This is a genomic window from Streptomyces sp. cg40 (assembly GCF_050320165.1).
GTDB classification, from domain to species: Bacteria; Actinomycetota; Actinomycetes; order Streptomycetales; family Streptomycetaceae; genus Streptomyces; species Streptomyces hokutonensis.
Map to the genome: position 1 here is coordinate 2,982,047 of NZ_CP190128.1, position 11,481 is coordinate 2,993,527.

7 protein-coding genes are annotated in these 11,481 nt (G+C 69.3%); 5 read left to right on the top strand and 2 right to left on the bottom strand.

From position 1 onward, the window contains the following. Window positions 1-148 precede the first annotated feature (148 nt). Window positions 149-3,823, top strand: a complete 3,675-nt coding sequence (locus ACQHII_RS13050; protein WP_427919477.1) for a S8 family serine peptidase — start codon at window positions 149-151, stop codon at window positions 3,821-3,823. A gap of 68 nt (window positions 3,824-3,891) precedes the next feature. Then, entirely contained in the window at window positions 3,892-4,893 is a 1,002-nt protein-coding gene (locus ACQHII_RS13055) for a response regulator transcription factor (RefSeq protein WP_427919478.1), read from the top strand. A 65-nt stretch (window positions 4,894-4,958) separates the two neighbouring features. Here ACQHII_RS13055 and acnA read toward each other — a convergent pair whose 3' ends face one another. Next, window positions 4,959-7,673 (bottom strand): aconitate hydratase AcnA, encoded by a 2,715-nt coding sequence (gene acnA / locus ACQHII_RS13060; protein ID WP_427919479.1) that lies wholly within the window; start codon window positions 7,671-7,673, stop codon window positions 4,959-4,961. Between the two features lie 313 nt (window positions 7,674-7,986). Here acnA and ACQHII_RS13065 point away from each other — a divergent pair, with 313 nt between their 5' ends. The 3 genes from ACQHII_RS13065 (at window position 7,987) to ACQHII_RS13075 (ending at window position 10,185) form a co-directional block, all read left to right on the top strand. Further along, window positions 7,987-8,340 carry a hypothetical protein gene (locus tag ACQHII_RS13065; protein WP_427919480.1) on the top strand — a complete coding sequence of 118 codons (354 nt, stop codon included), beginning with the start codon at window positions 7,987-7,989 and terminating at the stop codon, window positions 8,338-8,340. A gap of 53 nt (window positions 8,341-8,393) precedes the next feature. Then, window positions 8,394-8,591, top strand: coding sequence for a DUF4236 domain-containing protein (locus ACQHII_RS13070; protein WP_427919481.1), 198 nt, complete (start codon window positions 8,394-8,396; stop codon window positions 8,589-8,591). A 64-nt stretch (window positions 8,592-8,655) separates the two neighbouring features. Further along, entirely contained in the window at window positions 8,656-10,185 is a 1,530-nt protein-coding gene (locus ACQHII_RS13075; protein WP_427919482.1) for a helix-turn-helix domain-containing protein, read from the top strand. A 52-nt stretch (window positions 10,186-10,237) separates the two neighbouring features. Here the strand turns inward: ACQHII_RS13075 and ACQHII_RS13080 are convergent, their stop codons facing one another. Then, window positions 10,238-11,464, bottom strand: coding sequence for a ricin-type beta-trefoil lectin domain protein (locus ACQHII_RS13080; protein WP_427919483.1), 1,227 nt, complete (start codon window positions 11,462-11,464; stop codon window positions 10,238-10,240). Between the last annotated feature and the right edge of the window lie 17 nt (window positions 11,465-11,481).

The following is an 11,481-nucleotide window of genomic DNA, read 5'->3' on the forward strand; positions in this document are numbered from 1 at the left end:
CTTCGCCAACTGCCTTGACCGAAGGGGGCGTTGGCACTCTCCGGCCACGTGATTCCCTTGAGCCGCCGTAGCCCCGGCACTCACTCTGATGGCTGGCTTCCGCTCACCGGGCGGAAGCGTTTCCGCGTTCAGGGGAGGACGTCCACCCATGCGAAGACTCCACGCCCTGTGGGCCGTGGCCTCGGCGGCCGGACTGCTCGCGGGGGCCATCACGCCCGCGACAGCCGCTGCCGGTTCCACGGTCTCCACCGACCTCACGGGCTCGAGCACCGCCCCACCGCAGACCGTCACCCTCATCACCGGCGACACCGTGACCCTCACCGTCGGACCGGACGGCAAGAACGCCGTCGACGTACGGCGCGGCAAGGGCCGCGAGTCCGCCACCTTCCTGTCGAGCGAGCAGAACGGCGAGATCAGCGTCGTGCCGGCGGACGCCATTCCGCTCATCAAGGCGGGACGCCTCGACCCGGCCCTGTTCAACGTCACCCAGCTCGTCAAGCAGGGCTACACGGACGCGAGGACCGGCTCCACGCCCGTCATCGCGACGTACAGCAAGGGCACCGAGACCCCCGAGGGCACGCGCCGGACGCTGGCTCTGCCCGGGATCGACGGCGCCGCGCTCAGCGCGAGGAAGTCCACGGCCTTCTGGTCGGACATCGCCCCGGCACTCGGCACCGCGCCCACCGCCAAGGCGGCGAAGCAGCTCGGCGACGGCATCGACAAGATCTGGCTGGACGCCAAGGTGAAGGCGTCCCTCGACGTGAGCGTGCCGCAGATCGGCGCGCCCGAGGTGTGGAAGGCGGGCTACGACGGCACGGGCGTCGAGGTCGCGGTCCTGGACACGGGCGTGGACCTCGGCCACCCGGACCTGGCCGGGAAGATCGCCGGCTCCGAGAGCTTCGTACCGGACGAGACCGTGCAGGACGGCTTCGGCCACGGCACGCATGTGGCGTCCACGATCGTCGGCTCGGGCGCGGCCTCGGGCGGGCGGTACAAGGGAGTGGCGCCGGGCGCGCAACTGCTCGTCGGCAAGGTGCTGGACAACACCGGCAGCGGCCAGGCCTCCTGGATCATCGCGGGCATGGAGTGGGCGGCGAACTCCGGCGCGAAGATCGTCTCCATGTCGCTGGGCGCCACCGCCTCCGGGCCGTCCGACGTGCTCAGTGAGACCGTCGACGACCTGTCCGCGTCCACCGGCACGTTGTTCGTGATCGCGGCCGGCAACGCGGGCCCGGGCGAGCAGACCGTGGGCACCCCGGGCATCGCCGACTCCGCGCTGACGGTGGGCGCGGTCGACAAGTCGGACAACTTGGCCTCGTTCTCCAGCCGGGGGCCGCGCATCGGCGACTACGCGGTCAAGCCGGAGATCACCGCGCCGGGCGTGAACATCACGGCGGCCCGCTCCGCCGGCACCAACATGCCCGGCAGCACGCCGGTCGACGACTACTACACGACGGCGAGCGGCACGTCGATGGCCACCCCGCATGTCGCGGGCACGGCGGCGCTGGTCGCCGAGGCGCATCCGGACTGGACGGGCGAGCAGATCAAGGAGTCCCTCGCCAGCACCGCGAAGACGAACACCGTCAACTCCGTGTTCGAGCAGGGCGACGGGCGGGTCGACGCGGTGCGGGCGGTCGAGCAGGGCGTCTTCGCGACCTCGGCGCTGAGCTTCGGCAGGTTCGAGGACGGCGACAACGGTGTCGTCGGCAAGGACATCACGTACACCAACACCACTGACAGTCCGGTGGAGTTGAAGCTCTCGTCGTCACTGACCGACCTCGCTCTGGGCGCGGACACCCTGACCGTGCCCGCGCGGGGCACCGCCGGCGTCTCCGTCGGCGTCGACCCGGCGCGGGAGGCCGTGGGCCGGTACACGGGCCATGTCACGGCAACCGCCGACGGTGGCGTCCAGGTCACCACGGGCGTCGGTTTCGAGAAGTCGCCGAAGACGTACAACCTCAAGGTGTCGCTCGTGGACCGGGAGGGCAACCCGTCCGCCGGGGCGTCGCTCTACACACTCCAGGAACTGAACGGCGCCTACCCCAACGAGTACGGCTTCCTCGGCACCGGCTGGACCTGGCAGGTACCGGCCGGCACCTACTCGATCGCGACCTGGATCCCGGACCGGGACGCGGGCGGGCTGGCCGTGGGCACGTCGATCGTCGGCAACCCGGAGATCAAGGTCGACGGGGACACCGCGGTGGTGCTCGACGCCCGCAAGGCGGTGGAGATCAAACCGAAGACGAAGGAGAACTCCGAGTTCCAGGGCTTCAGCACCAGTTGGCACCGCACCGGGCCGGCCGGTTCCTGGGGTCTCACCTACAGCCAGGGCTTCTGGACCGACCACGTCTATGTGGCGCCGACCCCGCAGGTGACCGTGGGCACCCTGGACTTCTACGCCAAGTTCCGCCTGTACGCGAAGGACTTGACGGCGAGCGTCACCGGTTCGCAGAAGACGTCGCTGTCCTCGCTCTACTACTGCCAGACGTACGACGACTTCCCGTTGAAGATCAGCGGTGAGCACACGGTCCAGGCGGTGGACGCGGGCGGCGGCACCGCGGCCGACTTCGCGGGGCTCGACGTCAAGGGCAAGGTGGCGGTGGTCGCGCTCGGCGCAACGGAGCGGGCACAGTCCGCCCTGGACAACGCGACCAAGGCCGGGGCGGGTTACCTGATCGCCTACCGCAAGACCCCCGGCTTCTGGATCGAGGCGGTGGACCGGGCGACCACCGTCCCGCTGATGATCGCCACCGGCGAGCAGGGCGCCGCGCTCGGCAGCCTGCTGAAGACCGGCAAGAAGGTCACGCTGAAGCTGAACGGCACGCCGAACAGCCCCTACGTCTACAACCTGCTCGCCGCACAGAGCGGCGCCATCACCGCGGACCAGACCTACCGTCTGGACAAGTCCAACACCGTGAAGCGGAAGGCCCGTTACTACGGCGCCACGGCCGGTGACATGGCCGCGGACACCCTGTACACCTTCCGGCCCTGGCAGCGCTTCGGCATCGAGACCAGTGTGCCGACGCAGTTGGGCACGGAACGCGACGAGTACTACTACGTCGACCCGGACACCCGCACCTGGCACGTCGTCTACCCGAAGTGGGACACGCTCAAGGGCGAGTGGAGCCCGCTGCGCACCTTCACCGAGCCGGGAACCGACCCCGCCGAGGACTGGCTGCGCCAGGTCGTCCGGCCGGGCAGCAGCACGGAGTACGGGCTCTCCACGCGCGACGGAGACAAACTCACCTTCAGGATCCCGGAGTTGGCCGACTCGACGCCGGGCCACTACGGAGCGATCGACGGCATCGACAACACCGCGCAGGGCGCGCTCTACGCGGACGGTCAACTGGTCGGCAACTCCACGCTCGGCGGCTACGGCACCTTCACCGTGGCGGCGGACAAGGCCTCGTACCGCTTCGATCTGGACGTGCAGCGCAAGGCGGCCTGGGCGAAGTACTCCACGAGCACGCACACCGAGTGGACCTTCGCCTCGGCGCACACCGACACCGCGACGGCACTGCCGCTGCTCACCGTCGGCATCGCCCCGAAGGACCTCGACCTCCTCAACCGGGCCGACGCCAAGCGGGAGTTGACGGTCTCACTGCCGGTCGCGAACCAGTCGGGGAGCGTCCGGGCGAGCAGTCTGAAGGCCTGGGTCTCCTACGACGACGGCGCGTCCTGGAAGTCGGTGCACGTCGAGAAGGGCGAAGCACGGTTCAGGCCCGCGAAGGGCGCCGCGTCGGTGTCGCTGCGCGTGCGGGCCACCGACCGGGACGGCGACGCGATCGACCAGACGGTACTGCGGGCGTTCGGCCTGAAGTGACCTGACGGGAGCGAATGGGCCGAGCCATGGTAAGGGTTCTTAACAAAGAGCCCCTACCGTGGCGAGGCATGGTGAACACGGCGCAGGATCCCGTACGACAGACCCCTGCCGCGAGCCCTTGGGCAGCGGTGGGGGTCTCCGCCTCCGACGAGCTGGTGTACCAGTCGATTCTCCATCAGCCGGACGCCGGCGCGGTCGGCTGGGCACTGCTCAGCGGGGCGACCCCGGCCGAGCTGCGCGAGGCCTGCAACCGGCTGCTCGCGCTGGGACTGCTCCAACCGCCGGACTCCATGGGCGGGTTGCGGGCGGTCGACCCTCGGGTGGCGATCCGTGCGCTGATCCGGCGGCGCGAGACGGAGTCCGAACTGCTCGCCTCCACCGCCGAGGAGATGGCCACCGCGTACGAGGCGGGGTTACTGCGCGAGGAGCCGTCCCGGCTGGTCGAGGTCGCCTCCGGCGAGGGTGCCATCGCGGCCCGCCTGGAGGAGATGTACGCCCGCGCGGAGCACGAGGTGTGCCTCTTCGACACCCCGCCCTATCTCGCCCCGCCCACATCGCAGTTGGACTCCCAGGCCGATCTGCTCAAGCGCGGGATCGTGTCACGCGGTATCTACGCGGCGAGCGGTCTGGAGGATCCGGACGTCCTGTCCCGCACCTGGAAGATGGTTGAACTCGGCGAGCAGGCCCGGGTGTTGCCGTCCGTGCCGCTCAAGTTGCTGGTGGTCGACGGTCGTCGGGCGATGCTCCCGCTGACCTCGTCGGCGGCGGGCGGCTACTGCGCGGTCGTCGTATGGCACTCGGCGGTGACCGAGGCGCTCCAGAAACTCTTCGAGCTGGCCTGGCAGCAGGCGACTCCGCTCGGCCGGCCCGCCGGGAACGCCGAACTCTCCGAGGAGGAGCAGGCGTTGACGCGACTGCTGGCGGCCGGGCTGAAGGACGAGGCGGTCGCCCGTCATCTGGGCATCAGCCTGCGCACGCTGCGGCGGCGGGTGAGCGACCTCCAGGAACGGCTGGGGGCGGCAAGTCGCTTCCAGCTCGGGATGCGGGCGGCGCAGCGGGGCTGGCTGTAGCGAAACGGCGGAGGGCCGCACCCCCGTCGCCGGGGATGCGGCCCTCAACTGGCCTGCCGGAGCCGCTAGTTGCGGATCAGGTTGCGCAGGACGTACTGGAGGATGCCGCCGTTGCGGTAGTAGTCGGCCTCGCCGGGGGTGTCGATGCGGACGACCGCGTCGAACTCCACGCCGGTGTCGGTGGTGACCTTGACCGTGGCGGGGGTGGTGCCGTCGTTCAGCTCGGTGATGCCGGAGACGGAGAAGGACTCCTCGCCGGTGAGACCGAGGGACTCGGCGGACTGGCCCGCCGGGTACTGGAGCGGGATCACGCCCATGCCGATGAGGTTCGAGCGGTGGATGCGCTCGTAGGACTCGGCGATGACGGCCTTGACGCCGAGGAGCGCGGTGCCCTTGGCGGCCCAGTCGCGGGACGAGCCGGAGCCGTACTCCTTGCCGGCCAGGATGACCAGCGGGATGCCCTGCTCGATGTAGTTGCGCGAGGCGTCGTAGATGAACGCGACGGGGGCGTCGGCCTGCGTGAAGTCACGCGTGAAGCCGCCCTCGGTGCCGGGCGCCACCTGGTTGCGCAGGCGGATGTTGGCGAAGGTGCCGCGGATCATGACCTCGTGGTTGCCCCGGCGGGAGCCGTAGGAGTTGAAGTCACGCCGCTCGATGCCGTGCTCGGTGAGGTACTTGCCGGCCGGGGTGTCGGCCTTGATGGCGCCGGCGGGCGAGATGTGGTCGGTGGTGACCGAGTCGCCGAGCTTGGCGAGGACCCGGGCGCCGGCGATGTCGGAGACCGGGGTGGTCTCCATCGTCATGCCCTCGAAGTACGGGGGCTTGCGGACGTAGGTCGACTGCGCGTCCCACTCGAAGGTGTTGCCCTCCGGGATGGGGAGCGCCTGCCACTGGGCGTCGCCCGCGAAGACGTCCTGGTAGGACTTGTTGAACATGTCCTCGCCGATGGCGTTCGCGACGACGTCGTTGACCTCGGCCTCGGTGGGCCAGATGTCTTCGAGGTAGACCGGCTTGCCGTCCTGGTCGGTGCCCAGCGCGTCGCGGGTGATGTCCACCTTCATGGAGCCCGCGAGGGCGTAGGCGACGACCAGCGGCGGGGACGCCAGGTAGTTCATCTTGACGTCCGGGTTGATCCGGCCCTCGAAGTTGCGGTTGCCGGAAAGCACCGACGTCACGGCCAGGTCGTGGTCGTTGACGGCCTTGGAGACCTCCTCCGGCAGCGGGCCGGAGTTGCCGATGCAGGTGGTGCAGCCGTAGCCGACGAGGTTGAAGCCGACCTTGTCGAGGTAGGGGGTGAGCCCCGCCTTGTCGAAGTAGTCGGTGACGACCTTGGAGCCGGGCGCGAGGGTGGTCTTGACCCAGGGCTTCCGCGTCAGGCCCTTCTCCACGGCCTTCTTCGCGACGAGCGCGGCGGCGACCATGACGTACGGGTTCGAGGTGTTGGTGCAGGAGGTGATGGCCGCGACCGTCACCGCGCCGTGGTCGATCTCGTAGGTCGAGCCGTCGGGGGCGGTGACCGTGACCGGGTTGCTCGGGACGCCGTTGGTGGCGGCCGGGGCGTCGGAGGCCGGGAAGGACTCCTTGCCCGCCTCGTCGTCGTCCGAGACGTAGTTGCGTACGTCCGACTTGAACTGCTCGGCGGCGTTCGCGAGGACGATGCGGTCCTGCGGGCGCTTCGGGCCTGCGATCGAGGGGACGACCGTGGCGAGGTCGAGCTCCAGCTTCTCGGAGAAGTCGGGCTCGGCGGCCGGGTCGAGCCAGAGGCCCTGCTCCTTGGCGTACGCCTCGACGAGCGCGACCTGCTGGGCGCTGCGGCCGGTCAGCTTCAGGTAGTTCAGGGTCTCTTCGTCGATCGGGAAGATCGCGGCGGTGGAGCCGAACTCCGGCGACATGTTGCCGATGGTGGCGCGGTTCGCGAGGGAGGTGGCGGCGACGCCCTCGCCGTAGAACTCGACGAACTTGCCGACCACGCCGTGCTTGCGCAGCATCTCGGTGATGGTCAGCACGAGGTCGGTGGCGGTGGTGCCCGGGGTGAGCTCGCCGGTCAGCTTGAAGCCGACGACGCGCGGGATGAGCATCGAGACCGGCTGGCCGAGCATCGCGGCCTCGGCCTCGATGCCGCCGACGCCCCAGCCCAGCACGCCGAGGCCGTTGACCATCGTGGTGTGCGAGTCGGTGCCGACGAGGGTGTCGGGGTACGCCTGGCCGCCCCGGACCATGACGGTGCGGGCGAGGTGCTCGATGTTGACCTGGTGGACGATGCCGGTGCCCGGGGGTACGACCTTGAACTCGTCGAACGCGGTCTGGCCCCAGCGCAGGAACTGGTAGCGCTCGCGGTTGCGGCCGTACTCCAGCTCGACGTTCTGCGCGAACGCCTCGTGGGTGCCGAACTTGTCCGCGATGACGGAGTGGTCGATGACCAGCTCGGCCGGCGCGAGGGGGTTGATCTTCGCCGGGTCGCCGCCCAGCTCCTTCACGGCCTCACGCATGGTCGCGAGGTCCACCACGCAGGGCACGCCGGTGAAGTCCTGCATGATCACACGGGCCGGCGTGAACTGGATCTCCTGCGACGGCTGGGCCTGCGAGTCCCAGGTGCCGAGGGCGCGGATGTGGTCGGCGGTGATGTTCGCGCCGTCCTCGGTGCGGAGCAGATTCTCCAGCAGGACCTTAAGGCTGTAGGGGAGCCGGGCCGAGCCCTCCACCTTGTCCAGGCGGAAGATCTCGTACGACTCGTCGCCCACCTGCAGCGTGCTGCGGGCGTCGAAGCTGTTCGCCGACACGACAGTCTCCTTCATTGATGTGCGCGTTCCCACCGCATCCTGCCGTCACGACGCCTTGGCCGATCCGCTAAGGTCAGGCTAAGTTAGGTAAGCCTTACTGCTGGGATCGGCGGAGTGTGCGGCTGCGGTGCACCTCGGCAGATATCTCGATGTCGAGATAACTCTAGTACACGGGGGCGGATTGGTCATGCCCGGCCGCCCCCACCCCCTCACAACCGGACGATCCCGTTCGCCTCCCCACCTCAATCGAACGTGCGTACGATTCAGCGAGGGCCTCGGGAGATACCCGTACGGCTCCGCACGAGGGGGTACTTTGTCCAGGATTTCGAGACGGTCTCTGCTCGCACAATCCGGAACGACGGCCGTCGGCGCGATGGTCGGCGGCGCGGCGGCAGCGCAGCCGGCCCAGGCAGCGGAGGCCGCCGCGGACACCACACCGGCCGACTTCCCCAAGGGAACGCTCTTCGCGGGGACGGCCCTCCTGGGCGACAACCCGGAGAATCCGCGGCTCACGATCAAGTTCAGCGTCGCCGCGACCGAGGCACCGCCGGAGGCCAACGACATCACGCCCACGGACCTCGCCGAGCTGCTCAACGACTTCGCCGCCGCCCGGGGCTGGCAGTCGTTCACCTTCTACGGCACCCCGGCGCCCGCCCCGCTGAACTGACGCCATATTCACGGGACTTCGGGGTACCCGGTGCGGGACGAAAGGGGGCGGGAATGCCGCTCACGTTCCGCAAGAGTTTCCGGATCCTTCCCTGGCTCCGGCTGAACATCAACAAGGGCTCCATGTCGTTCACGACGGGGGGCAAGCACGGTCCGCGCTACACGCGCAGTACGTCTGGACGTCGTACGACATCGATGGATTTGCCCGGACCCTTCGGGTGGCGCAAGACACGGACGAAGAAGGACGACTGACCGGGCGTCACCCGAATGGACCCACCAAGAGGCGCCATCTCATATCTGAGATAACCTCGGCCCCATGGCAGACGACTACCTCGTACGTATCGGCAAGCTCATCCGTGACGCCCGCCAGCACCGGGGCTGGACACAGACGCAGCTTGCCGAGGCACTCGGCACCAGTCAGAGCGCCGTCAACCGCATCGAGCGCGGCAACCAGAACATCAGCCTTGAGATGATCGCTCGAATCGGTGAAGCGCTGGACAGCGAAATCGTCTCACTGGGCTATGCCGGCCCGATGCATCTGCGGGTCGTCGGCGGTCGTCGGCTCTCCGGTGCCATCGACGTGAAGACCAGCAAGAACGCGTGCGTGGCACTGCTGTGCGCCTCGCTCCTCAACAAGGGGCGCACAGTGCTGCGCCGGGTCGCGCGGATCGAGGAGGTGTACCGCCTTCTGGAGGTACTCGGCTCGATCGGCGTCCGCACCCGCTGGATCAACGACGGCGTCGACCTGGAGATCGTGCCGCCGGCCGAGCTGGAGATGGACTCGATCGACGCGGAGGCGGCCCGCCGCACCCGCTCGATCATCATGTTCCTCGGCCCGCTGCTGCACCGCATGGACAGCTTCAAGCTGCCGTACGCGGGCGGTTGCGACCTCGGTACGCGCACCATCGAGCCGCACATGATCGCGCTGCGCCGCTTCGGCCTCGACATCGCGGCGACCGAGGGCCTCTACCACGCCCAGGTGGACCGGTCCGTCACCCTCGACCGGCCGATCGTGCTGACCGAGCGCGGCGACACCGTGACCGAGAACGCGCTGCTCGCCGCCGCCCGCCACGACGGCACCACGGTCATCCGCAACGCGTCGTCCAACTACATGGTCCAGGACCTCTGCTTCTTCCTGGAGTCGCTCGGCGTACGGGTCGAGGGCATCGGCACCACCACCCTCACCGTGCACGGCGTGCCGACCATCGACGTCGACGTCGACTACTCCCCCTCCGAGGACCCGGTCGAGGCGATGAGCCTGCTCGCCGCCGCCGTGGTGACGGAGTCGGAACTGACGGTACGACGCGTCCCGATCGAGTTCCTGGAGATCGAGCTCGCGGTCCTGGAGGAGATGGGCCTCGACCACGACCGCACCCCCGAGTACGTCGCGGACAACGGCCGTACGCGCCTGGTCGACCTCACGGTCCGGCCCTCCAAGCTGGAGGCGCCGATCGACAAGATCCACCCGATGCCGTTCCCCGGCCTGAACATCGACAACGTCCCGTTCTTCGCGGCGATCGCGGCGGTCGCGCAGGGCCAGACCCTCATCCACGACTGGGTCTACGACAACCGCGCGATCTACCTCACCGACCTCAACCGCCTCGGCGGCCGCCTCCAACTCCTCGACCCGCACCGCGTGTTGGTCGAGGGCCCGACCCGCTGGCGCGCCGCCGAGATGATGTGCCCGCCGGCCCTGCGCCCGGCCGTGGTCGTCCTGCTGGCGATGATGGCGGCGGAGGGCACGTCCGTGCTGCGGAACGTGTATGTCATCAACCGGGGTTACGAGGACCTGGCGGAGCGGCTCAACTCGATCGGGGCGCAGATCGAGATCTTCCGGGACATCTGAGGCTTCGGCCGGGGGTGCCGCCGTGCCCTTACGGGTGCGGCGGCATCGGCGGTCAGCGCGTGCTCCACTTCTGGTTGTCCTGGCCGTTGCAGTCCCAGAGTTGGAGCCGGGTGCCGTTGGCGGTTCCCTGGTCCTTGACGTCCACGCACTTGTTGGCCTGCGGATTGACCAGGTCGTTGCTGGAGTTGAGGCGGAACTGCTGGGCCGGGTTGCCGCTGCACACCGCGATCTGGATCACCGCGCCGTTCGCCGACGAGCCCCAGGCGACGTCCATGCACAGGCCCATCGAGCGAATCGTGCCGTCCGAACGGAAGTCCCACTTCTGCCAGTTCTTGCCGGTGCAGCTGTTGATCTGCAGCGGCGAACCGTCGGCACCCTTGTGGCCCACCATCTCGATGCACTTGTTGGAGGCGTGGCTGTAGATGGTGGTGCCGGGCGCGGTGGTCACCGTCTTGGTGGCCGTGACCTTGGTCGTGGACTTCTTCGAACTCCCGCCGGAGGACGCCTTCTTGGGGGCCTCGGCGGAGCTGCCCGCGATCACTCCGGAGCCGGAACCGGCACCGGCGGCCACGGCTCCCCCGCCCTTCTTCACCGTGTTGTTCTTGCCGCCGCCCACCGTGTTCGAGGCGGTCGGCTTCGGTGAGGTGGGGTCCGGGCTGGCCGAACCGTAGGCGCCGGCACCGATGTTCGCCGACGCGCTGTTCAACACGGTTCCGGCGTCGGCCACTTGCTCCGACGGCTTGTCGTCCGAACCTGACTTGCCGAGCATCCCGGACACCAGGAACGGCACGCCGACCAGCAGCGCGCCGGCTATCGCGGCGCCGGCGAGGAGCCCCCTGGAGGGGCGGCCGAAGGCGGGAGCCGCGGCGGCAACGTCCTCGCCGGTTCCGGATCCGGCCCCGGCTCCGGATTCCGACGAGGCTCCGGTGGCCGTGGCCGTGGCTGTGGCGGCCTCAGGGCCGGGGTCTGGGTCGGAAGCGGATGCGGAGGTGGGGTCCGCGTGCGTGTCGGGGTCCGCTTCCGGGCGTGCGGCTTCGTCGGTTCCGACGGCGGCTTCCGGAGTCACTCCCCCAGTGGTGGACGGGAGTTGAGCCGGTGCCGTGAGTGCCGCCTCCGCCTGTGCCGCGGTCGCCGAAACGGCGGCGGCCGTCGTCTCGCCGCTCGTCGGCGGGAGTGCCGTCGCGGTCTCGGGGGTGCCGCCCGTGGTGGTGTCCGGGGCCGGGGCGGGCTCCGTCCCGCCCGTCGCCGCCTGGTGCTGCGGGTTGTTCTTGCCGGACATGATGTTCCTTCCAGGAA